At 61.4% G+C, this 22,832-nt stretch carries 22 protein-coding genes and 2 pseudogenes; 9 read left to right on the forward strand and 15 right to left on the reverse strand.

Going from position 1 to position 22,832, the window contains the following annotated elements; translation table 11 throughout:
• The first annotated feature begins 222 nt into the window (after positions 1 to 222).
• The 4 genes from C7W88_RS22130 to C7W88_RS22145 all read left to right on the forward strand — a co-directional run bounded on the left by C7W88_RS22130 (position 223) and on the right by C7W88_RS22145 (position 3,938).
• The gene (locus C7W88_RS22130; RefSeq protein ID WP_118075750.1) at positions 223 to 804 is read left to right on the forward strand and encodes a GbsR/MarR family transcriptional regulator; all 582 of its coding nucleotides are present in this window, start codon (positions 223 to 225) and stop codon (positions 802 to 804) included.
• A 104-nt stretch (positions 805 to 908) separates the two neighbouring features.
• Positions 909 to 1,565 carry a DUF4166 domain-containing protein gene (locus C7W88_RS22135; protein WP_118075752.1) on the forward strand — a complete coding sequence of 219 codons (657 nt, stop codon included), beginning with the start codon at positions 909 to 911 and terminating at the stop codon, positions 1,563 to 1,565.
• Positions 1,558 to 3,063, forward strand: a complete 1,506-nt coding sequence (locus C7W88_RS22140) for a TIGR01777 family oxidoreductase (protein WP_118075754.1) — start codon at positions 1,558 to 1,560, stop codon at positions 3,061 to 3,063. Before C7W88_RS22135 ends, C7W88_RS22140 begins: the two co-directional genes overlap by 8 nt.
• Positions 3,064 to 3,065: 2 nt before the next feature.
• On the forward strand, positions 3,066 to 3,938 hold the full coding sequence (locus C7W88_RS22145; protein ID WP_118075756.1) for an oxygenase MpaB family protein: 873 nt from the start codon (positions 3,066 to 3,068) through the stop codon (positions 3,936 to 3,938).
• Between the two features lie 320 nt (positions 3,939 to 4,258).
• On the opposite strand, the gene C7W88_RS22150 is transcribed toward C7W88_RS22145, so the two are convergent.
• Together C7W88_RS22150 and C7W88_RS22155 are read right to left on the reverse strand one after the other, a co-directional pair.
• Positions 4,259 to 5,029: a lytic transglycosylase domain-containing protein gene (locus tag C7W88_RS22150; RefSeq protein ID WP_162896301.1), complete on the reverse strand. Its 771-nt coding sequence runs from the start codon at positions 5,027 to 5,029 to the stop codon at positions 4,259 to 4,261.
• A gap of 108 nt (positions 5,030 to 5,137) precedes the next feature.
• The gene (locus C7W88_RS22155; RefSeq protein ID WP_118075759.1) at positions 5,138 to 6,070 is read right to left on the reverse strand and encodes a nucleotidyltransferase and HEPN domain-containing protein; all 933 of its coding nucleotides are present in this window, start codon (positions 6,068 to 6,070) and stop codon (positions 5,138 to 5,140) included.
• A gap of 362 nt (positions 6,071 to 6,432) precedes the next feature.
• Between C7W88_RS22155 and C7W88_RS22160 the strand changes: the two genes are divergently transcribed.
• From C7W88_RS22160 to C7W88_RS22175, 3 genes are all read left to right on the forward strand, one after another.
• A complete protein-coding gene (locus tag C7W88_RS22160) occupies positions 6,433 to 6,852 on the forward strand; it encodes a hypothetical protein (protein ID WP_162896302.1) in 420 nt (139 codons plus the stop codon).
• A gap of 98 nt (positions 6,853 to 6,950) precedes the next feature.
• Positions 6,951 to 7,262 (forward strand): lasso peptide biosynthesis B2 protein, encoded by a 312-nt coding sequence (locus tag C7W88_RS22165; protein ID WP_240345050.1) that lies wholly within the window; start codon positions 6,951 to 6,953, stop codon positions 7,260 to 7,262.
• Between the two features lie 161 nt (positions 7,263 to 7,423).
• The gene (locus tag C7W88_RS22175; RefSeq protein WP_168905531.1) at positions 7,424 to 8,998 is read left to right on the forward strand and encodes an asparagine synthase-related protein; all 1,575 of its coding nucleotides are present in this window, start codon (positions 7,424 to 7,426) and stop codon (positions 8,996 to 8,998) included.
• Positions 8,999 to 9,029: 31 nt separating this feature from the next.
• Here the strand turns inward: C7W88_RS22175 and C7W88_RS22180 are convergent, their stop codons facing one another.
• The 13 genes and pseudogenes from C7W88_RS22180 to C7W88_RS23050 all read right to left on the reverse strand — a co-directional run bounded on the left by C7W88_RS22180 (position 9,030) and on the right by C7W88_RS23050 (position 19,196).
• The gene (locus tag C7W88_RS22180; RefSeq protein WP_118075768.1) at positions 9,030 to 9,746 is read right to left on the reverse strand and encodes a prolyl oligopeptidase family serine peptidase; all 717 of its coding nucleotides are present in this window, start codon (positions 9,744 to 9,746) and stop codon (positions 9,030 to 9,032) included.
• Entirely contained in the window at positions 9,716 to 11,047 is a 1,332-nt protein-coding gene (locus tag C7W88_RS22185; RefSeq protein WP_162896303.1) for an Atxe2 family lasso peptide isopeptidase, read from the reverse strand. The genes C7W88_RS22180 and C7W88_RS22185 overlap by 31 nt, the downstream gene beginning before the upstream one ends.
• 125 nt (positions 11,048 to 11,172) lie before the next feature.
• Positions 11,173 to 13,038, reverse strand: a complete 1,866-nt coding sequence (locus C7W88_RS22190; RefSeq protein WP_162896304.1) for a TonB-dependent siderophore receptor — start codon at positions 13,036 to 13,038, stop codon at positions 11,173 to 11,175.
• Between the two features lie 9 nt (positions 13,039 to 13,047).
• Positions 13,048 to 13,314, reverse strand: a pseudogene (locus C7W88_RS25025) (TonB-dependent receptor plug domain-containing protein); the annotation flags it as partial.
• On the reverse strand, positions 13,200 to 13,718 hold the full coding sequence (locus C7W88_RS22195) for an STN domain-containing protein (RefSeq protein WP_162896305.1): 519 nt from the start codon (positions 13,716 to 13,718) through the stop codon (positions 13,200 to 13,202). The gene C7W88_RS22195 and the pseudogene C7W88_RS25025, both read right to left, overlap by 115 nt.
• Positions 13,719 to 13,825: 107 nt before the next feature.
• A complete protein-coding gene (locus C7W88_RS22200; RefSeq protein WP_118075776.1) occupies positions 13,826 to 14,752 on the reverse strand; it encodes a FecR domain-containing protein in 927 nt (308 codons plus the stop codon).
• Between the two features lie 84 nt (positions 14,753 to 14,836).
• On the reverse strand, positions 14,837 to 15,337 hold the full coding sequence (locus C7W88_RS22205; RefSeq protein WP_118075778.1) for an RNA polymerase sigma factor: 501 nt from the start codon (positions 15,335 to 15,337) through the stop codon (positions 14,837 to 14,839).
• A gap of 264 nt (positions 15,338 to 15,601) precedes the next feature.
• Entirely contained in the window at positions 15,602 to 16,213 is a 612-nt protein-coding gene (locus tag C7W88_RS22210; protein WP_162896306.1) for a GntR family transcriptional regulator, read from the reverse strand.
• A complete protein-coding gene (locus tag C7W88_RS22215) occupies positions 16,210 to 17,076 on the reverse strand; it encodes a phytanoyl-CoA dioxygenase family protein (RefSeq protein ID WP_118075782.1) in 867 nt (288 codons plus the stop codon). Before C7W88_RS22215 ends, C7W88_RS22210 begins: the two co-directional genes overlap by 4 nt.
• Positions 17,073 to 17,689, reverse strand: a pseudogene (locus tag C7W88_RS22220) (acyl-homoserine-lactone synthase). Before C7W88_RS22220 ends, C7W88_RS22215 begins: the two are co-directional and overlap by 4 nt.
• Positions 17,690 to 17,798: 109 nt before the next feature.
• Positions 17,799 to 18,002: a helix-turn-helix transcriptional regulator gene (locus C7W88_RS25030; RefSeq protein ID WP_370073290.1), complete on the reverse strand. Its 204-nt coding sequence runs from the start codon at positions 18,000 to 18,002 to the stop codon at positions 17,799 to 17,801.
• Positions 18,003 to 18,103: 101 nt separating this feature from the next.
• The gene (locus tag C7W88_RS24260) at positions 18,104 to 18,556 is read right to left on the reverse strand and encodes an autoinducer binding domain-containing protein (protein ID WP_240345052.1); all 453 of its coding nucleotides are present in this window, start codon (positions 18,554 to 18,556) and stop codon (positions 18,104 to 18,106) included.
• 499 nt (positions 18,557 to 19,055) lie between these two features.
• Positions 19,056 to 19,196 (reverse strand): hypothetical protein, encoded by a 141-nt coding sequence (locus C7W88_RS23050; RefSeq protein ID WP_162896171.1) that lies wholly within the window; start codon positions 19,194 to 19,196, stop codon positions 19,056 to 19,058.
• A gap of 856 nt (positions 19,197 to 20,052) precedes the next feature.
• On the opposite strand from C7W88_RS23050, the gene C7W88_RS22235 reads away from it, so the two are divergent.
• On the forward strand, positions 20,053 to 20,385 hold the full coding sequence (locus C7W88_RS22235) for a DUF2946 family protein (protein WP_240345053.1): 333 nt from the start codon (positions 20,053 to 20,055) through the stop codon (positions 20,383 to 20,385).
• 149 nt (positions 20,386 to 20,534) lie between these two features.
• Complete coding sequence (locus tag C7W88_RS22240; protein ID WP_118076057.1) at positions 20,535 to 22,832, forward strand: TonB-dependent receptor; 2,298 nt, start codon at positions 20,535 to 20,537, stop codon at positions 22,830 to 22,832.

Below are 22,832 nucleotides of genomic sequence, written 5' to 3' on the forward strand. Positions count from 1 at the left end.
GGCAGAACGAGACGTTTGCTGGCGCATGTATGAACGGCCAAGTCTGGTCGGCAGCGGTCGATCACCGGTGCACCGCAGAAAGTCCGTTGCCGCGCTCTCAACGGCCTAAAGCTAACGTCCGCGCCGGCCGGCGGAGATATGGTCGCCTGAGAACGAGACGGTACTTCGACCATCAAAACGCACCCCCTTGACCTTCATCTGCATCTAGCAGATATTTCTGTCATGACAGAAACAACAATCGAGTCGGACAAGTTGCCTCCTGCCGTCGAGGCTTTCGTCCTTCGCTGGGGCGATCTTGGCGGCCAGTGGGGTGTCAACCGGTCGGTGGCGCAGATCCAGGCGCTGCTGCTGCTGTCCGATCGACCGCTGACGGCCGAAGAGATCTCTGAGAAGCTGGGCATGGCTCGCTCCAACGTGTCGAACAGCATCAAGGAGCTCTTGAACTGGAAGCTGGTCACGCGCGTACCGATGCTGGGTGATCGGCGCGATCATTACGTCGCGGAGACCGACATGTGGCAGATGGCCAGCAAGGTTGCGCAAGGGCGCAAGGAACGCGAGATCGACCCGATGGTGGCCGCAATTCGGGCGGCCATGGAAGGTATCGACGATCCGCGCATCAGTCCCCTGGTGCGCCAGAGGCTGCATGGGATGCATGACTTCATCAACACGGTCGAGGGCTGGTACAACCAGATGATCCACGTGCCCCCACAACAGATCATGCGGCTGATCCGCTTGGGGTCGAAGGTCGTAGGCCTGCTCAAGTTCGTTGGTGGCAAGGGCAGCGCGACGAAGGACAGCCCTTGAAAATTTGCCCGCCAGTTTCTCTCAATACAGAAATAACTAATCATACAGGAGATGGGGAGATGCAGAGCTTAGCGAGGGAACAGCGAGATCGGCATGCCGTCAGCATGCCTATTGGCGACACCGACGCGCTGATCGACTTGCGCTTCCGGCAGTTGCTCGGCTCGCAGGATTGGGCATCGCTGCCTGAGGCCGTGCGTTTTCGTTTCGGCAAGCGCCTGTGTGTTGGGGCATCGGCCAATTATGCAGGACAGGTCCTCTCCTGCCGGATGAGCTTTTGTGGCTGGGTCCTGGCACAGGCATGCCGGCTGATCGGCGCTCCGCTGCCGCTGGAGCGCGAAGGCGGAGTTGCCGCGATCGTCAGCGTCACCGAGGACGGCGCCAGCGGCGGACAGGTCTGGACGAGGGTTTACGCTCGAAAATACGGTTTTCCGCAGGTGATCCATTCGTCCAAGCGCTTTGCCGGGCCAACGGGCCTTGAGGAGTATCTCGGCGGAGGCTTTGGAATTGCGCTTCGCGTGAGCGCGATCGAGGGCGGCATTCGCTTCTCGAGCGACCACTACTTCGTGCAACTCGGGCGCATCCGGCTGCGCCTGCCGCGCCTGCTGGCACCTGGCTTGCTAACCATCGACCATGTCGATTGCGGCGGTGGAAGCTTCACGTTCAAGCTTGCCCTGCGTCATCCGCTCCTGGGCGAGGTGATGCACCAGCACAGCTGCTTCTGCGACCAGGCCGACAATCAGGGAAGGCTGCAACATGACTGACGTTCTGTGGATCGCGGTTTTCGCACAGATGATGATGGGCGCCTTCGATACCATTTATCACCACGAGGGCACCGAGCGCTTGGCGTGGAGAGCATCACAACGTGTTGAGCTGACCCTGCATGGGGTGCGCAACCTTGCTTATGCCGTGATGTTCACAGCGCTGGGCTGGTTCGAACCCAGGGGCCTGGGGGCGATCGCCTTGCTGGCGCTGCTCGCGGTCGAACTGCTCGTCACCTTCTGGGATTTCGTGGAGGAGGATCGCACCCGCCATTTGCCGGCGACCGAGCGCGTCACGCACACGCTTCTGACGCTGAACTACGGTGTTATCCTGGCGATGCTTGTCCCTTGGCTTGTTGTACTGGCGGGGCGCCCGACGGATTTGGCTCCGGTCAACCACGGGCTGATGAGCGCATTCTGCGCGATCGCGGCAGTTGGCGTGATCGTCTCGGGGCTGCGCGATCTGGCCGCCGCCCGTCGTATGGCGCGTCTTGCCGAGCGCGACCCTGCCAGCCTTGCGCTTGCCTTGCCTGCGCAGCAATCCATTCTTGTCACTGGCGGTACCGGCTTCATCGGCAGCAGGCTAGTGACGGCGTTGATCGCCGCTGGTCATGAAGTCACGATCCTGACCCGCGACCGGGCAAAGGCCCTCCCGCTTGCCGCTGCCGGGCCGGTTCGCTTCGTGACTTCGCTCGACGAGATCGCAAGTGATGCTCACATCGATGCGGTCGTGAATCTGGCCGGTGAACCCATTTCCGACACGCCTTGGACAAAGGCCAAGCGCATCCGCATTGTGCGCTCGCGCCTCGAGGCCACTTACGCCATTGCCCGACTGGTCGCGCGGTTGGACCGTCGGCCCGATGTGCTGGTCAGCGGTTCGGCCATTGGCTGGTACGGTCTGCGCGGTGACCAGATGTTGACTGAAGAGGATCCCGGCACGCCCTGCTTTTCCCGGCGCATCTGCGTCAGCTGGGAACGCGCTGCGAGGCGTACCGAGCGGCATGGCGTGCGGACGGTCTATCTGCGTACAGGGCTGGTGCTTGACCGTAGCGGCGGCATGCTTGCGCGTCTGCTCGCTCCCTTCGAGTTCGGCCTTGGTGGCCGGTTTGGCGACGGCAAGCACTGGATGAGCTGGATCCATCGCGACGACATTGTCCGCCTCATCTGCCATGCCATTACGCAGGATGACCTTTCGGGGCCGATCAATGCCGTAGCTCCGGAGCCCGTCACCAACCAGCGCTTCACCGGTGCATTGGCGGCAGCACTTTCCCGTCCGGCCATGATACCAGTGCCCGCGTGGCCCTTGCGGCTTGCCCTGGGTGGCTTTGCCGAGGAGCTGCTGCTCAGCGGGCAGCGAGTCATTCCCGATGCAGCGATGCGTAGCGGGTTCATATTCGACTACCCGACACTTGACGCAGCACTTGCCCAGATCGTAGGCAAACCCAAACAGCAGGCGGCAAATCGGCTTGCGGGCGTGCGCTATACGGCGGCATTAACTTGATCATGCCAGCCACGCGCTCCCCCGGGTCACTCCTACGGCACATCCTCGTCTCGCGCGTGCAGGCAGTGTTCAATGACCGCGGGAAAGGCGAGACTCCGGTCGTGCGGTCACGCGATGCCTTGTTCGAACCGGAGTCGGTCATCTGGCGAGTGCACGGCGATGTGACGACCATGATGATCGGCGGCGTCACCGCACTGCTTTTGCAGATGCTGCATCCGGCGGCTCTGGCCGGCGTGTGGGAGCACAGCACCTTTCGCGATGACATGCTCGGGCGCTTGCGCCGAACGGCCAAGTTCATTGCGATCACCACGTACGCTGAGCGCGAGCTTGCCGAGGCGGCGATCGAAAAGGTCAAGGCCGTGCATGAGTATGTGCACGGTACCTTGGAGGACGGTATGCCGTACCGGGCAAGCGACCCTAGGCTTCTGGCGTGGGTCCACGTCTGTGAAACGATCGGCTTTCTGGATGCATGGATAGCCTATGGCGAACCCGGTATGTCGCACGCAGATCAGGACACCTATGTGCAGCAAGCCGGGCTTGTCGCTCGTGCCATGGGCGCTGACCCCGTGCCGGAATCGCGGGCCGAGGCGGAAGCACTCATCAAAGAGTTCATGCCGGAGCTTCGCGCCGATAGCCGCACGCACGCCGTTGCCGGGATGGTCCTGTCGCAGCCATCCCCGTCGCTGGCAGCTTCGCCCGCACAGCACCTGCTGATGCAGGCCGCCGTAGACTTGCTGCCGGACTGGGCTCAGGTAATGCACAAGAGGCGGCTCCACCGTCCGCTTCGGCCGCTCGTGCGGAGTGGTGCCTTGGCCATGGCCAGAACGCTTCATTGGGCGTTTGCGGGGGCACGAAGGTCGCCGACCGGCACGTGACGGTTTGCCGGCTGGCAGGTGCCATTGCCGGGCTTACGGCCGATCGAAGGGCATGGTGCAGAATTAGCGCACAGTATAGCTCCCGTGATTGCAGACCAGCGATGACCAAGACGAGGTCACCTGCTGCCTGACAGCTAGGGGGTGTCGCGAACGACCAGTTTCGGGCGGCGCAGACGTTCGAGAGTCGGCTGCAAAATGGCAATATCCGTCGACAGCCACGGTTCACCCCTACAAGCGAACGGCAGTAATCTTGGGTTCGCTAACTTAAAGCTGCCGTTCCGGTCAGTCCGCAATCATCGCCATACATCGGAGGAACCCCGCTATTTAAATGTTGCCAAGACAGCCGTCCTCCCGGTTGATGGACCGCCCGCCATCCGGGTTTGTCGCTGTAAGATTTCGCCGTGACGAGCGTGCTTGGCGATCCTCTCCCAATTGTTCAGAACGGATCGAATGTATGCCTTCGTTTCGCTGATGTTTGGAATGCGGCCTTCACTGAGCGCCCGACGCTCTGGACCTGCATTGTACGCTGCCAGTGCAAGATCAATTCTGCGGAACCGGGTCAGCTGATCGCGCAGATAACGGGCTCCGCCGCGCAAATTGCTCATCGGATCAAATGGCCTTGCAACCCCCATCGCATCGGCTGTTCCGGGCATGAGTTGGGTCAGCCCTTTGGCGCCTGCCCTGCTGATGGCCAGTGTCCTGTAACCCGACTCCTGGGCGACCACCGCTTCTAACAGACTTGGCGAAATACCGAGTTCGCATGCCGCTCTCACGATATCGGCGTAATGCATCCGCCGTCGTCGTTCGACCTTGGCAGCGAGCCAAGGTGCCGGAACATATGGCGTGGAAGGACAGGACAAATAGGCAAGTTGATACTGCGCTGGTATCGTCCGCGGATCGGCTGTGGTGCGGAGAAAGAAGCGTAGTGCCGCGTCAACAGGACTGCTGGACCCCGAAGCCGACTTTGATTTGCGCAGGTCGTCAACATTAGCAGATGTTGCTGGCGCAAAAACCATCAGCTCGACAGATTGCGCATGCGCTGACGGGGCAAATCCGAGAGTCACCAGACCAAGTGCCAGATACCGAAACATACACGCCTCCATGGGCGTGCCGGCTCGGCAGGAATTGCGCGAGGAACATCTGACGCGATCCAGCCAGCCAAGTCAAACGCTGTCCGGGCTAAGCAACGAAATCACGGCTCAGACCGTCTGCCGCCGGACCTGCGCTTCGAGTTCGGCTATGCGCTCTGAGCAGATTGCGTGGACAACGCGACCGAGTTCCTCGACCTGCATAGCAAGCCAAGCCAGTTCCTCGCCAGAAATACGGTAATGCTTGGAATACCGGGCCTTCACATAGGCTTCCTTGAGTTTCACAAACATTGCGCGCTGCTTGCGGTTGTCCGCCGGCCACACATGGACAAGCCGCCGATCGAGCCGTTCGGCCTGGGTGCGCAAGAAACCGAGATTATGCACGTGCGGCGTGTAGAACGTCACCGTGAGCAAAACACAGTGGTACAGGCCCTCCGTGGTCTGATGCAAATCGAACGCAGCTTGCTTTTCATATCCCTTATCCAGCAGAAATTTCGCGCTTTCGAAACGCCTCAAGGAGTTTGGAAACCACTCCTCGAAATACTCTCGTGCCATCGCCGCAGCTTGCTGAGGCGTCTTGGGCTTAGGCTGATGCAGCTCCTCCTCGTCCGCCTGGTAGAGCGCGATGCCGTCCCTGGCGACGTCGATGAAGAAGTAGCGCCCGTGCGCCAGCCCATCGTTCACCTCGCCCAGCGTGTGGACGATGAAGTTGACGGGCGTCTTGAGCGTGCCGGTCACCCCGTACTCGCGCATCAGGCGCTCATCGAGCCGCGACCAGTACTTTACCCGGTCGGTCAGCCGCGCATCGTTGACGATGATGAGGAGGTCGTAGTCAGACTTGTAGCCCTTGGCGGTGTGCGGCTCGTCTACCCAACCGCCGCGCGCATAGGAGCCGTAAAGTACGACCTTGAGGATCCGGCCCTGTTTCTTCCATTCGCGGCGCGCCAGAGCAAAGCTGTCTTCAAACTCCTCGAAAACAAGCTGGACGACGCGCTCGATCTCACGTTGCTTGTGTGGTGGAAGATGATCGAGAGCGGTACGCATCGTGCCGCAAGCCTAGCAGCAATTGGCCGGCGATGCACCAATATGAATTCTGTTTAACGCATTGTATTATGGCAATTTATCAAGAAACGTGTTTCTCTTCCGGGCAGTTGCAGGGCCATGATGCAATTGATTTGCGTTGCGCTGCTGCTCCTGAGTGACCGGGTCGCCGCTGCGCATGTCCAGGCCGAAAAGCTAAAGGCTGCGGTGTGGGTCCCCAACGATCCGTTTCATGTCCCGGTCATTTCATATCCCTGCCCCAAGCTGCTCAAAATAAAGCCATTATAAAATGGCTGGCAATGCCGGTCGGGATCATCCTTGGCCTGCGACAATGGAGTCGCATTTAGCCAAGAAGGATGAAGTTCATGACCGAGAACACTCCCCGCGAGGACACCCTGATCGATCTGGGTGAAGCCTCGACCACCACCAAGGGCCAAGCGATCGTCGAACTCGACGTCAGCGGTGGCAACCTCCGGTTCCTCCCGGCATCGCTGCCGAGTGACCGGCTCGGGCGCATGTCCCAGTTTCAGGGCATGCGCCCTTCGGCGCAGTTTCCCATGACCACTCCCCTCCCCGCATTGAGCTTCTGCGTCATCGAAGATACGGCGCTGTTCCTCGATCTGGCTCGCGACCACTACTTCCGGTTGCCGGAAACTGCCAATGCCGCTTTTCTCGCCAGTCTGATCAATGGCGTGGCATTTGCCCCCGCGTTGCATTCAGCAGGACTTGACCAGTTCGTTTCACTCGCTCCACTTCGCGCACAAGGGGTGGAATCCATCCAGTAGAAGCCGCCGATCTGCAGGGATGCGGCTTCTCGTCTTCCCTGATCGCTCGCGCGCTCTGGGACCAGCGTGCTATCGAGCGCAGGCTGGCCAGACGTGGCTTGCACACGGTTCTGTCAGAGTTGCGTTCAGTGCTGTGCTCGCGGCACGCGCGCAGACCTTTCGGTGCGGAACACGCCGCACTGGTGAAGGCCTTCGAGGACGCTGGGCTTGTTCGAAGCGCAGTCGACCGATGCTTGCCCCGCTCGATCGCGCTTGCGCGCTTGATGGCGAAATCGGACTGCGCTTGTCAGGTCATCATTGGCGTCAAGCTCAGGCCCTTTGCCGCCCATTGCTGGGTGCAGGCTGGTCACCTCCTACTTAACGAAAGCGTGGAAGAGGCGGCACGCTACAAACCGATCCTGATCCTGTGAAACCGGTCCGCTTCCTGTTGACCTGGCCGAAAGCGAGTGCGGGCAACATCGAGCGCATCGCGTTGTCGACCGGTCGACCGTGCCGCGTTCCAAGACCCGATGGTCCTCGACTGTGGGCCGAACACGAGGAGCACGTTCTTGACGCTGGCGAACGCGGCATCGTGATCGGCTATCTCTTCGAGAGGACGACAGGCCGCCACGTGACCCGCTTGCCTCGAGATATCCTGCAGCGTCATGACCCATCAAGCTTCGCGCTATGGCTAACGAGCCAATGTTGGGGCGCCTACGTCGCCTTGCTCGTCGAGGGACTGCACTTGCGCGTTTACCCGGACCCTTCCGGACTGCTCCCAGTGTATCGATCGGAGATCGCCGAGGGTCAGGCTTGCACGAGCGATCTCACGCTGCTCAATTCGCATTGCTCCCCGAAACCCCGTGTTTCCTGGCATGACTTGGCTTCACATCTCCAACGGCCAGATTGGCGCGATCAGCGAACCTGCCTTGCCGGCATCGAAGAACTGCCCGCCGGACAAATGACGTCGTGGACCAACGAAGGCGCAACGTCGGTAGCCGTGTGGCATGCTACCCAATTCATGCCGGACAAAGAGACACAAGCCTTTGACGAATTGGCCGTTGAATTGCGCAATACGGCGCAACGCGTCATGCGAGCGTGGGGAAGCGTATCTGGCCGCCTGCTGGTATCGGCTTCGGGCGGAGTCGATTCCTCGCTGATCGCCGCCGCGCTTGCGACCGTCGGTCAGGACTTCGCTTGCCTGACGATTGCAACGGGCGATCCCAGCGGCGACGAGCGCGTGCCTGTGCGGATGCTTGCCAATGCGTTGGGCGTCGAATGCTTCGAGGCTTGCTACACTCCCGAAAGGGTCGATCTGGCCGCTCCGGTTTCGCTGGGCTTGGCGCGCCCCTCTGGCAAGGCGTTCATGCAGGAAGTCCGGCGCCACGCAATCAAAGCCGCTGGCCGGTCTGGGGCCAGCGCGGTCGTCGATGGCAATGGCGGCGACAATCTGTTCTGCTATCTGCATTCTGCGGCGCCGATCCTCGACCGTTGGCGTAGCGAGGGCCTGTCGCACGGCGCGGCGGCAACTTATCTCGACATGTGTCGGATCGCGCAAACGACCGTGCCGGCCATGGCGCGCGCATTGTCCATGCGGGCGCGCCGCGGAAGTCGGCCTGCGGCATGGGCGGCAGATCGGCGATTGCTGGCAAGCGATGTGCCCGATTTTGGCACCCCCGAGGTGATTGCGGACTTGGCGCAGGCGGTTCCACTCACCCACCCCGGCAAGATCGATCACCTGACATTGCTCCTGCGCACGCAGAACTTCATTCATTCCGCCAGCGGTCCTGCAGACCCGCTGCAGTTCTCACCCTTGATGAGCCAACCCCTTCTTGAGCTGTGTCTGTCGATCCCAACGTGGATCTGGTGCCACGGCGGGATCAACCGGGCGCTGGCCCGTGCTGCCTTCGCGCAAGAACTGCCCGCCGCGGTCGTACGCCGCGTGTCCAAGGCCGGCCCCGACAGTGTCATGCGCGTGATCTTCGCGCACAATCGGACGCTGATCAGGGACATGCTTCTCGGTGGCCTGTTGAGGGCCAACGGACTACTCGATGCAGCCGCGATTGAGCAGGCCATAGCCAGCGACCCACATGGAAAAGAGCCCACCATCTACCGCCTGTTGGATCTTGTCGAAGCCGAAGCCTGGGCGCGCTCATGGCAACCTTGATGTGCAGTGTTTTGCCTCAGTCCGCGTCTGGTTATCCGCAACGCAGGGCCTCGGCTGGAGGCGCGCCGGGCATGGCCTTCCAGCGCTCGTACTGATCACCCTTGTCAGGTGTGCAATCCAGCTCGTGCATCAACCAGAAGCGAAACCAGTCGACCGAACGCTCGTAGATCGCAGGCCGGTGCGCAGGTTGCCATTTGAAATGCGGCTCGTTCTCCAGCACGATCATTTCGATGGCCTTGCCCTGCTTGCGCAAGGCAGCAAAGACATCGAGACCCGCCTCGTATTCGCTGTCGCCGGTCTGGACCAAAATCGGTGCCTCAATCCTGTCCGCGTTGAGTACCAATGACATCGGCTTCCAGAAATCCCGGGCGTCGCCCTCGAAGAAGCGGTAGCCCATTTCGCGCCCGAACCTCTCGAAATAGGGGCCTGCTGCGAGCGGATAGGAGATCATATCCTCGCAGCACGCACCCAGGCTCGCGACCTTGAACAGCTTCGAATTGATCAGCGCCCATTGGGTGGTGGACGTCCCGTCGCTGAACCCGCTGATCCCCATCCGGTCGGCATCAACAGCGCCTGTGGCGAGGGCCTGTGCAATGGCCATCTCGAGCGAGGACTGCACGCTTCGGCGATCGAGCCAGTCGGTACGATTGCGCGCCCGCAGTTCCTGCTCGTCCTTTGCCTCCATGACCCAGGCCGGAAAGTCTGGACGGGCAAAGCTCAGCACCGCAAATCCCTTCGCGGCGAGCACCTGGACAGGGACCTCATCACCGGTGCCGCCGCGAAGGAATCCGTCGCTGCCGTACTGGACGACAACGAGGGGTGCTTCTGCCCTCGCCCGTGATCCGGCGGGAGCACGAGGTCGGCAAAACTTTCCACACCAAAGGTATTGCGAAACCGTAACCGCTGGACCGCGCCGAGTGTGAACCTTGACCAGTCGCGGTTCGGATCGTGGATCAGGCGCTCCCGACCCGTCGCAGGATCAATCGCGACGAGGCGGCGGGGTCGCGCGGCACCCTCGCGCGCGCAGACAAGCTCGGGTCCAGACATCGTGCAGCCGATCAAAGCATCTTCGGTCACGAAAACACGTTTTGGGCGAGGCCAGGACACGTTCCAACGCAGCAAGCCTGTCTGGCTCTGCCCCCATCCGGTCTTCTGCAGCACGTAGAGGTCCCCAGTATTGGCTGCCCACCACAGGTGCCGCGCGCCGTCGCAGAGCGCCGTGTCACAAAGCCGGGTTGCACCGCCTGGCAGTCGCAGGACAAGGCGGGTCGGCGCGATCAGTCGACCGGGGGCCTTGCTCTCTATCCAGGCGGCGCCGCCATCCCCTCTCTTTGTAAAACCCCGCGCCCCGACCGGGATTTCGTCGCCCGGAGTGGCGCGCTGGTTCCCGAAGGCACCGATTTCGGCATCAGTGGCAGGGCGCACAAAACCAGCATCGTCTACCGCGGTATACGACATGACCATCGGCCCTGTGGGCAAGGGACGATCCGCAAACTGCGGCGAGAAGCGATCGTCGAACACAAAACCCGTCCGCGCCTCAGCTCCAATCCGCGCGTTCGTTTCACGCAATGATGGCCGCGTTTGCGCAACGAGTGCCTTCCCGTCTGTGCTCCAGCGAAAGTCCTCGACATCGTCGGGCAGAGCCGTTGCTTGCCTCGCCGGAGCGTTGCCAGCCACGTTCACGGTCCAGACCTGGGTCTGGTCCGAGATACGCTTGAGAAAGGCAATACGCTGGCCATCCGGAGACCAGCGCGGGGTGATGACCTGAGCGTACCCCGCGCCGACAACAGGGAAATTGCGCAAGGCAAAGGTTGCCCGGATGAAAGCGCCGCCGCGGTCGACTTCTCGCGGCGGCGCTCCCTCCCTGGCCAGGCTCGCGACTATCAACTTCTGGCAGAAGGCATTGGCTCGCGGATTGGCCCGGCGCACAAGGAAGGCGATCTGCTTCCCGTCGGGCGATACCCCAAATGGGCTGGTGGACTCGTTGGGATCCGAACGCCCGATATCGGCGACAGTCGCCAAATCGCTTGAAGTGAGCTCGGTCCTCATTTCCTCACCGGGCCCCAAGGCCTCTGATTCAAGCGACAGACAAGGATCGACTGCTTCACCCGTTGTAGGGACGGAAGGCCCAGGCACGACAGCCTGAGCCAACATGAGCGCTGCACTGTTCAGCATCACCACCGCCTCGACAAGCCGAGGGCCACAAATCGGCCAATCGGGGAGTAGTTGGTCGAATCATAGGGCGTGTCGGTCGGCCCCGTCGTGCGAATGATCTGCGGCTTCTTGTTGGCGACGTTGTTGACGACAAGCGAGAGGGCCAGACCTGGTTCGTCACCGGCACCTGCAATCGCGGTATAACGCAGCGCAAGATCGACTGTTGCTTGTGGTGCAATGCGCACAGGCGTCGCGAAGCGGCGGTCGGCAAGTGCACCGGTGTAATTGACATAGGCCGAGGCCAGAACCTCACGCGACTGGTAAGCGACGCTGCCGCGACCGCGGAACTTCGGCGGATTGAACAGGGTTCCCGCAAGATCGGCCTCGGGCAACGCCGCGTTGACCTGTTGGCCGCTGTCGAGCCACGAGCCGGCAAGATTGGCCGTGAGCGAACGATCCGATCCCAGGTCCTTGTGCCAGCTGAAAGACGCATCGACCCCTTTGATGTGCTGGATGGCGACATTGAGATTGCGATTGTCGACCAGCGCGACGACCGCGGCGGGATCATAGGGGCGGCCCGTAAAGTTCTGCAGACCGAGCTGTGCCCCTTCTATGAGCTGGCTCAGTCGACCTGCAGCGGGATCGCGATCGATCAGGGAAGCGTACGCAGGATCGGTAAAGGCAGCTGCTATCGAACCGGCAATGGGCTGGACAACCCTGTCGCGATAACGGATGTCGAAATAGCTCGCTTCGAAGGTCAGGTTGGGCAAAGCAGCGGGGCTGATCACGAACCCGGCCGTCCACGAACGCGCCCGCTCGGGCTTCAGGACAGGATTGCCGCCGCTGGTATAGAGAACCGTCTGGGCGCCGGTGCCGGCGCCGAAGGCAGCTGCAGGCAGAAGATAGGCCTGGTACCCGACATATTGTTGGTACAGCGTTGGCGCCTTGAACGAGCGCGCCCACGAGGCCTTCAAGGTGACGTCGCGCACTGGCGCGTAGATCAGCCCGAGACGCGGCGTCGCAACGTGCGCCATGCCCGGGTAGTCTTCGTAGCGCATGGCGGCTGACAGGCTGAGCCGGTTGATCCCGGCGATGCCGTTTTCTGAAGAAACAAAGGGCAGGAACACTTCCCCGAATCCATAGACGCTGTGGCGCGACACATCGAAGGCCTGGGCCAAGGTCGCTCCGACAACCCGCGTGAAGCTCATGCCATTGTCGCGATAGCCGCCGCCGATGGCGAGGCGAGCGGGACCACCGGCAAGTGCGAAGAGCGGGCCGGTCGCGTTGACTTCTGCCGAAGTGGCATCGTTGCAGTAGCAACCCTGGGTTACCGTGGGCATGCTACCCGAGGGGGTGAAGGTGGTATGGTAGCGGGTGCGGTCGCGCCCGAAGGCTCCCAAGAGCTTGATGCTCCAGTCACCTCCTGCTTCCAATCGCAGCTCTGGCGCGATGGAAAACGTGGTGACCCGCGGCGCGAACAGATAGCGCGAAGATGCGGTACCGCCGATCGTACGCGATGTCCGCCTCGAATAGAGCACATCCATGCTGAAGGTGAGGCGCTCACCCAAATCCTGGTGAAGCGTCATCAGCGCGGCGTGGCGCCTTTGCTCAGGGTACAACGATGCCCTGGCGTCGAGCGAGGATGCATAATTGCGCTGCCCCGCAGAGATCGCGGAATTGTGCGCATAGTCATAAGCCAGCATGGCGCCGCCGGAGGACCATTGCGTGCCGCCCGCGACATCGGCTTGCTGGCGAAAATAGCCGCCATTGGTTGCGGCGCCGATCTGGGCGGACGTTGCAAGGCCGCTGTAGTTACGCCGCAGGATCACGTTGACGACACCGGCTACGGCATCCGAACCATAGAGGGCCGAGGCACCATCGGGCACGACTTCGATGCGCTCGAGCGCCGCAACCGGTATGGCGGAGATATCGACGCCACCAAAAGCCGAATCGTAGGGCAGCCTGTGGCCGTTGAGCAGCGTCAGGGTTGCGTCTGGTCCGAGGCCTCGCAGATTCGCGCTCGCTGCTGAGTTGACGTTGGTGTTGATCAGGCCCGCACCTGTTCCGACCCCGGGTTCTGGCCACCGGCAAAATTTTGCGGGATCGCACGTAGGGCTTCGCCAGAATCGGTTTGCCCAGCAGCGACGATGGTCTCGCGCGATAACCTGATCACCGGCGCTGCCACTTCGGCACCACGGATCAAGGACCCCGTGACGACAATCGGCGCATCGGCATCAGCGGGGAATGCGGCCTTGTCGGGCATGGTAATGACGATCGTGCGGTTCGAGAAACTTGCCCGCAGCCCGGTTCCTGACAGAAGCCTGGCTACGGCGTCCTCGACTGTCATGGTGCCGCGCAAGGGCTCGACCCGACGGCTGCTGACGGCATCGGCCGGAGCATAGACCTGCCACCCTGCCCTGGCAGCTACAGCCATGAGCGCTGCACCGAGGTCAGTCTCGGAAATCTCGAAATCATAGCGTGCCTCTTGCGCCGCAGCGGGCATGGCCGTCAGCAGGATGCATGCGCCGCCAAGTAAGCTGGCAAGCCGTAGGGGTGAGCAGGTCATCGATAGTTCCCTCATTCTCGTTGACCCGGTTGCGCGAGAGCAGCCGGGCGATGAGGGCAATGACGTCGGGGCCTGCAGGGACCCTAGTTGCAATTGCAAATAAATTTTCAGGGTCGATCGATATAGAATCCGTCGGGGCGTTCCGTGATCCTCAGGGTGAATACGCGCCCCAGGTTTAGGGCGACCGCGGATGGATCTACGATCCGGAAGCGGCCGGAAATGCGAAGGCTGCCAAGCGCAGGATCCGAAAGAATGATGGGCTTTCCGGCGTAGCCGTTTACGGTATGCACCAGGTCAGACAAAGGGACACTGCGATACTGCACCCACCCTTGCGGCCAGTCTCGCTCATCCGCAGCATAGCGCGGCCGCAGCGGCTCGGCCCTGCCTCGCGCAAGCCGCACTGCCCGGCCGACAGGAAGCGGCTCGCCGCTGACGAAGTAGGCTGCACTTTGCATGACGGGCCGCGTTCTGGCTTCTCCCGCATAGAGCTGCACAGACGGCGCATCTTCACCGCGCCAGCTCACGTCGAAGATGCCGTTTCGCGAGGTCATCTCGCTGTCGCCCACACGCACCAACCATTCAGTGGTGCTGCCGCGAAACCGCAACTGGGCACGTCCCTTGACCACGGTGACGACCGGATCCCCGTCCTGGTTCTCGAGGCGCACTTCAGTCGCAGAATCCAGCGCGAGACTTGCACCCTGCGCTAGTTGCACCGTGCGCATTGAGCCATGGTCGGTCGCGAACGTGGTGGCACGCCCACCTGAGGCCTGCTGTTGCAAACTGAGTAGAGGTCCCCAGGCAGCCCCCGCGACAAGGGTGACAGCGACACTTGCGGCAAGTGCGACCGGGACCCACGAGCGGGTATCCCGACGGTCACGCGGCAGCGGACGATGCCGCTGGTCGGCCGACGTCTTGAGAACCTCCGCTCCTTCGAATGTGGCAGCTACCTGCTCAAACGCCGCCCGGTTCAATTCGCTTGCGTCGCGCCATTTCTCGAATTTGGCACGGTGTCGATCTGGATCAGGCCCCCGCAATATGACAAACCAGAGCGCGGCCTCGTCGGTGGCGACCGCGTTGCGTTCGCTGTCGGCTCCCCCTCACCACTCATCGCTGAAGGCTCACCTGTGCACTGCGAGACGTTTGGCAAGATGTGCAAGCGCCTTCGACATGTGATATTCGACCCCCGCAGGGGTGAGGCCTGTGGCCAGAGCTATCTCCTGATAGGTCAGCTCATCGACCCGGTGCATCAGGAATATGTCGCGCGTCCTCTTGGGGAGTGCCGCCAGTGCCGTCTCGTAGCGTAACTGCAACTGGGCAGCTTCAAGGATCGCTGCCTGATCGGCAAGATCGGGCGAATGCTGCGCTTCGTCGAACTGGACTTGCGGCCCTCGCCGCTTTCGGACACGCAACGTGTCAATCAAGAGGTTCTGGGCAATCCGCCAGAGATAGCCTGCGGGGTTCTCTAGGCGCTCACTCTGACTTCTGCCCAAGGCTCTGACAAAGACATCCTGGACCAGGTCTGCGGATGCGTCTGGCCCTGCCTTCCAATCGAAGTAGCGCTTCAACCTGGCCTGCTCTTCGCGGTACGCCTGGTCGAGCGTGCTGTCGCGTGGCGACATCAGCGCAGGCGAAAATCTGGTAGGAGACACCTTGGCACCGAAGCCGGCATGATCCTGGCAGCCCGGCAAGGTCGTTGCCGACTGCGTTTGGAGTCAGGTCTGTGCCGGCCTCACGTGGCGATGACCGACCACCGGTCCATCAGGACAGGCGTGCTTGATGCCTGGCGGAATTTTAGTCCGGGCAGCTATGCCAGCTGTTCGTGCTGCCTAAACAGAAGATGGCGCGATTGCAGGGACTTGGCAATAGTCGATGACCAATCGGCGTCAGCTTCTGGTCGGATGAACTTGCTGTAACATCGCAACGAGGCGTGGCGCCGCGGAAATCCGGCGCTGATGATAACGCCGCATCGCAACCGCAGTTTGCCGACTGGGTGAGTTTATCAACATGGCCTCGAGATCTGCGACTTCCTGTTTAGCGTCGCACAAGACCTCGGCCTCGATCCGCCGGAAAGGATGAAGGCGATCATTGAGCGACTCTATTGCGTCGGTCAGAGCCTCGTTGCGCGCGGCGGCGGCGATGTAGCTGAACACTGCGCGCGAGCGCAGAGCCAGGTCGGCGCTTCTGCTTGGGATTTCAGTTGGCTCGGCGTGCTCCATACGCTTCATCGCAGGGCGAACCAACACAAGGTTGAGCTCGAGCAGTTCGCGAAGATCGAAAGTGCACAGCCGCGGCACATGGAAGCCGAAACCTGGCTGCAGGTCCACTAAACGCTCGCCAACAAGTCGATTGAGACTGTCGCGAACCGGGGTCATGCTTACGCCCACCAGGTCGGCGATCCGTCCGCTCTCCAGGCGAGAGCCTGGTGGCCAGGCTCCATCCAGCAACTTTTGCTTGATGGACGCGTATGTCGGCTCGAGGACATGCGCCGGGCTCATCGCTGTGCCCCCTGCGCCCGCGCGAAATCCGAGAGCATTGTAGCCTGGTCGGGGCGCAATGCATCGACGGCGCCGATCGGGCCCCGCCTTGCGCGATTGAGCAGCACGGAAGGGCATTGCCCTTCGTAGTTCCCAAGATTGGGGCGGTGCTGGGCATAGCCGACAAGCGCCGCGAGTTCTGGCGAGAATGTCCTTGCGACCTTTGGCGGATAGGCCAGCCACATGTTTTCGTAAGGCTTGAGCCAGCCGAGACTGTACCCGACGACGACGGCGCGCCTGACCCCGTCAGATCTGTTCGGGCCGGCGCCATGCAGCGTCGAGCCCAGAAAGCAGATGGCAGAACCGGGTTCGCACTGGGTGATGACGGGCTCTGGAAGCTCTGCGAAACTCGTTGGCGGATTTCGATGCGTACCGGGGTAGATCCGGGTGGCACCGTTGTCAGGCGTGAAGGGATCCAGGGGCCAGATCACGTTCAGGAGATATTCGTGTGCGCCCTTCACGCCGCCCCACATGTCCTGATCGCAGTGAGGGAATTGCTCGAGTTCGCCAGGATGGATTGCGATGGCCTGGGCGACGTTGAGCTGGATTCTGTCACAGGCGGAACCCAGCAGTGCTTGAGCCAGGGCCAGCACCGTTGGCTCCATGACGATTTCCGGAGCGCGGGACGATCGACGCAGCAGGCTGCCGAAGCGCTTGGTCCGATAGCCGTAGAAATGACCCTGGCCGAACGGGGTGGCTCTGAACGCGTCCTCCAGGTCGTGAGCCAGATCGGACAAAGTCTGTGGCGGAAGAAGCTGCGGGATGACGCAGTAGCCTTGCGCCATCAACGCATTGAGCCATGGCTCGATTGTGACGGGCGTCATGCCGCTCCTCCCGTCGCAGCAGGCATTTCGATAGTCGGCTCGGCAAAGCAGCCAGCCTGCTTGACCCCTGCGAGCGTATGCCCGTCGACGCTGATATGCAGCCCGACGAGCTTTTGCCCATCATGGGTTACGGGGTCTCCAAGCGCCCGGCACTGCCACCCGAATCTCCGGATTTGCCGATACCAGGCAAGGCCAGCGACACCTGTATAATCCGTGATGCCGTTCCTCAGCGCATATTGGACCAGGGCGGTGACGAGCTCGTTGCGCGCGACCTTGCGCTCGGCAGCAGTCAGCCGCAGGTCTAGGCAGAAGCGGGTTATTTCCCGTGTCGTGGGACCGCACGGAATTGGGCCAGGGCATAGCACCGGAAACATGTCGCGCAGGATGTGGGGGCGTCGGTGCGCAGCAGCCTGGTCGAAGCGCGGTGCTCACCGTTCTCATCGAGCAGGATCAGGTAATCGGCCTGCTGGTTGTCGAATTGATCGACCTCGTACTTGTCGGCGAGGACTGGCAGGTCCCAGCGCAGAAGGTCGATAAACACGCGCTTGCGCGCAGCAAACATCGCACGAAGTGCGTGGGCTTGGCCTGAGGCTGCTTCGGTTTGATTGTGCATGATGCCATCTCCAGATTGGGATGGCGCATCCAAACAACGAGCGGTCTTTCGCGGTATTCCCAGATTTGAGAATGGCGGAACTCTAAACTGCCTTTCCCGGCAGAATCACTCAGTTGGGCAGGTTGTTCCACCAACGCAGGAGGTCTGGAAAACTGATCAGCCCATCGTAGAGGGCACAGAGGATCAGCGTCTGGCCGCAGTGAACGTTGTAGCGTTCTCTGGCATCCTTGAGGTGTTTGCGGACCGTGAAATCGGTCACTCCCATGATGATCGCGGTTTCTGCCGCCGTCTTTCCTCTGGCCGACCACAACACGCATTCGCGTTGCCTGTCCGACAGGGCTGGCTTGCAGTGGTATTGGCCCAGCCCTGTCAATCCGCGCGCTGCCGCTATCGCGATGCCTCCCAACAATTCAGCTACTTCCAACCGTTCGCGGGGAGTTCTGAGCCGGGACTGACCACGAAAGTGCAAGAGCCGGTACCTTCGCCGGGAATGTGGCGCGGTACAGTATATCCGTCAGCTACCCCGACCTTACGGCCAACAGCCAGCATGCGATGGTCTCCAATTGTCATGGGGATCAGTTTGGCGAGGTTGCGCCATTCGAAGCCTAATAGCGCTCGATCACAGGCACGGCGTACAGGATCCTGTCCGGCAAGGTCGAACGCGACATACACTTCGGCCCATTCTGCAGGATAGTTGTGCATGAGAATGGATTTTCGTTCCTCGAACCGAACTCGTGGTTCGTAGGCTAATGCGAAGTGATCGAACCCGAGTTCTCGTGCGACATGGGAGAGGCAGTTTGTCAGGAAGACTGGCGTCTTCGCTTCGATCAGGTGGGGCCCAAATTCGCGAACGATCGAAAGAGGCATGCCTGACAATCGGCACCCGAGACGTATCCCAACCCGTCAGGATGAACCGTCCTGCAACGCCTGGGCGCTGGTTTCATGCCAGCGCTTGCGGCTGTTTGGTCAACGCGCTTGGCCAAATAGAACCACGCACGCGTGCAATATAAGTTATCTATCAGACGTGATCAACAGAAATGAGTCTGAGAAGTTGTAGCGCATGCCAGAGGGGTGAGTCCTTACAGAGCCAACCCAATTATGACCAAGATTTCTAGTTTCCACACTGCGTGCTTACGAGCGGGTGGAACCAACTGGAAGCGCAAGCTTCAAGGATCTGCGAGGGTCGCGCACTCTACTCTTAAGGATTCAGATACCTTGGGCAACGGCGGGCGCTCGCCCGGATTTTCCAGTTCGCGCCCGATGACGACGATAGGTGCTTTGAAACGGATCTGCCAAGGTGCGACTGTGGCGCTTAGGCGTCTATGCCCGGCACCGCCTGACCCAAGACGTTGTAGCGCTTATACGCTCAGAGCTTCCCCGTCAGTTCCGGGACGAGGGTGAAGAGGTCGCCGACGAGGCTGATGTCTGCGACCCGGAAGATCGCGGCGTCCTCGTGGCCGTCGGGGCCGCGATGTTCGCCGAACTGCGCCGCGTGCGCCCCGCCCACCCCTGCCAGAGGCCATCGTCGGTAAAGAGGCTGCCGATTGCCTCGGCGCATTCATCATCGGTCAGGCCCGGTTCCGGCAACGGCACGTCGCACAGATAGAGATAGCGCGCCAGCAGGCGCCGCACGGCTGGCTGAGGGTTATCCCGAAGAGGAACCGCAGTGCCGACACGGCCACATTGATCGTGGCCGGCCCCACGGCGCGCTCGTGCTGGTCGACCTGATAACGCCGGAGGTCTTCCACCGTGGCCGCGTCCGGGGGCGGCCGAGAAACGCGGCGAAGTTCCGGACATGTCGGATATAGTCATTCTGCGTGTGCGCCCCGAAGCCAGGCATCGTCATGTCCTGCAACATCCGCTCACGCAGCGAATGGGTCGGGGAAGCGGTCGTGATAGTATCCATGGTGAGTTCCTCTCCGTTGAAGGAACTCCACGGTCGCAAGGCAACTTCGCCGCCCGCAAAGCCTGAACAATACTACGCTACGGCACCCAAGCGACTCTCCCGTGGAGCGGGTTCGTGCTGTGGTCGCCCGCTGCCGGTTGCCCCAAAGGGGGGAAATGGGACAAAGCGGCCGCGTTCAAAAAGTACTTTAGGCCTCGGCTTTTCCCAATACCAGGCGTTCGCCGCTTCCTGCTCTGGCTGCAAACGATCGCGGGATGAGCCTTACTTGCCGAAATCTTCAGCGGCTTCGGTCTAAGATCGGCGATCAAATCGAACGCTGATATTTTGACGAGCAGCATGCGATACTGGCGTGACAAAATGCTGGCCACTGGCTAGCGCGCCGCACGTGCGAACGATGCGAACCTTTATCATGCGTTGGCGTGTTGCGGCCCTAGCCCTGGCCGTGATTACGCTTTGCATGAAGGTTGTCGTGCCATCGGGCATGATGATCGATCTACACGCCAAAGTCCTGACCATCGCGGTGTGTAAGGATTCGCTTGGTGCAGTGACCAAGACTCAGATCGTGATCCCGGCGAAGTCAGGGGGCGAAAGCGAGCCTGATGGCAAGCAGCAGGGCACCTGCGCGTTCGCATCGCTCAACGCTGCGCTGATCGGAGGGGCCGATCCGGCGCTGCTGTTGCTGGCACTTGCGTTTATTCTGGCGCTCGCTTTCGCGCCGGTGAGCGTGGCCTGCCCAAGGCGGCCAGCCTATCTCCATCCTCCTTTGCGCGGACCTCCCGCACTGGCTTGACGATCTGACCCGCTGCTGCGGGCTGACAGATCATGCGCCGCTACTGCCGCCTCGTGGTTGGTCTGCGATAGACCAGATCGTGCGGGCTGAGCGCGACTGCGGCGCACCTTTTGCACATCAAGACCAGTTTGATATTCAAGGAAAACTTGATGCGAAGTTCATGGATTGCGCTGTCCGCAGCGCTCGCCGTTTCAGCCCCCGCTCTGGCTGCAGAGGGTGAAACACAAAGACAGGCTCCTGCCGAAGAGGTTGCGGCAGATGACGCCGATGGAGCTACCATTCTCGTCGTCGGACAAACCGATGCGCCGATTACGGTCGTGCCGCGCGGACTGTCCGTATCACTCGACAAGGAAAACTTCGATTCGATCAATGCGATCAACGTCGAAGACCTGATGAAGTACACGCCGAACTTCTTCGTGCGCAAGCGGTTCGCCGGTGATGACAATGCCGTGGTGGCCATGCGCGGGGCCAACACCGTGCAATCGGCACGCACGATCGTGATGGTCGACGGCTTTGTCGTCTCCAACTTCCTTGGCAATCGCTTCGACTTCCCTCCCAAGTGGAACGTGGTCGGCCCTGCCGAGGTGCGCCAGTTTGATATTGTCTACGGCCCCTATTCCGCGCGCTACGGCGGTAATTCGATGGGCGGCGTGATTTCGGTGACCACGCAGGAGCCGACCGAAACTTCGGCCTATGCCAATGCGCAGACCTTCATCATGCCGTTCAAGGAATATGGCTTCGACCAGACTTTCATGGGCTACAGCCTTGAAGGTGGCGTGAACTGGAAGCAGAAGGACGGCCCGTTCTCGATCCGCCTGTCCGGGCGGCATTTCGAAAACACCGGCCAGTCGATGACCTACAACCTGCTGACCGCCGCCACCGGAAGCGGCGCGGCAACAGCGGTGACAGGTGCGTTCGACGATCCGCGGCTCGCAACGCCTGTATTCGGCGCGGCTTCGCCGGTCGATGTGACGCAGGATCAGGTTCGCCTGCGTGTGGGTCTTGAAACAGCAGGTGGCTGGACCATCGATGCACTGGGCGTGCTGTGGAAGAGCAAGCAGGTGCTGACCGACACGCGCAGTTTCCTCGTCAATGCAACCACGGGCGCGCCGGTCTACCAAGGCCGCGTGACCTTCGGGGGCAAGACCTGGAACGCGACCGGGCTGACACTGTCGACATCGGAGCGGACCGAGTATCTTGCCGGGCTCAAGCTGGCGGGTCCGCTGGCGGGCTGGGACGTGGCGCTCAATCTTTCGCGGTTCTGGATTCCCGATCAGGATGGTCGGACATCGACCAACTATGCCACGGGCGCAGCGAATGGCGCGGGCACCAATACGCTGGGCAACACGCCGGGCTGGTATACCAGAGACCTGGTGATCGAGCGCCGGCTTGGTGCGCACAAGGTGGCGTTCGGGGCCAATGCCAATCTCTATGAAACCTCGACTGACACCTTCTCGACCGCAAACTGGCGCGAGGCGAGCTCACCCGTCTTCACCGCCGCAACATATGGTAAGACCAGCCTCTGGGGGCTGTGGCTGGAAGACGCAATCGATGTTGGTGCGGACTGGGTGCTGACGGGTGGTGTCCGCTATGATCGCTGGCGGGCGTTCGATGGCGGCATTGCCAAGCCTTTTGCCGGGGTGCGAAAGGATGATCGCTATCCCAGCCGCAGCGATGACAACTTCAGCCCCAAGCTGAGCCTGCAGGGCAAGCTGGCACCGCGCCTTGATGTGCAGCTAAGCCTCGGGCTGGCCACGCGCTTCCCGACCGTAGGCGAACTGTTCCAGGGCCGCTTTGATGACATCGCGCAGGCCATCGATCCGCAAAGCTTCGATCCGAACCTGAAGGCCGAAAAATCCAAGGATGCCAACCTGATCCTCCGGTATGACGCAGGCAAGGTGCGGCTCACCGGCAGCGCGTTCTACCAGATGATCGACGATGCAGTCTTCAGCTTCAACGGCCTCAACCAGTTCGGCACGGTCATCTCGAGCTTCAAGAACGTGGACGAAGTTGAGCAGTACGGACTGGAACTGATCGCAGAAGCACGCGACATCCTGCCGGGCCTTGATATCGACGCCAATGTGGCATGGATCAGCGCCAAGACGATCCGCAACGATGCCAATCCCGCTGCAGAAGGCATGCAATTCCCGCGCATCCCGAAATGGCGGGCCAACGGCAATATCCGCTATCAACTGGCCAAACCGGTCAAAGCCTCGCTTGGCTGGCGCTATGGCTCGCGGCCCAATTCCGACCTGTTCGGGCTGGTTCGTGGCCGCGCTTTCGGTTTCCAGAGCGAATATCTGCTGTTTGACACCCGCCTGTCTTGGGCCGTGCTCGGCAATGTCGAGCTGAGCGCCGGGATCGACAACCTGTTCAACTACAAGGCTTACGTTGCGCACCCGTTGCCGCAGCGCACCTTTGTGGTCGACCTCAAGACGAAGTGGTAA

The organism is Novosphingobium sp. THN1, from assembly GCF_003454795.1.
GTDB lineage: Bacteria > Pseudomonadota > Alphaproteobacteria > Sphingomonadales > Sphingomonadaceae > Novosphingobium.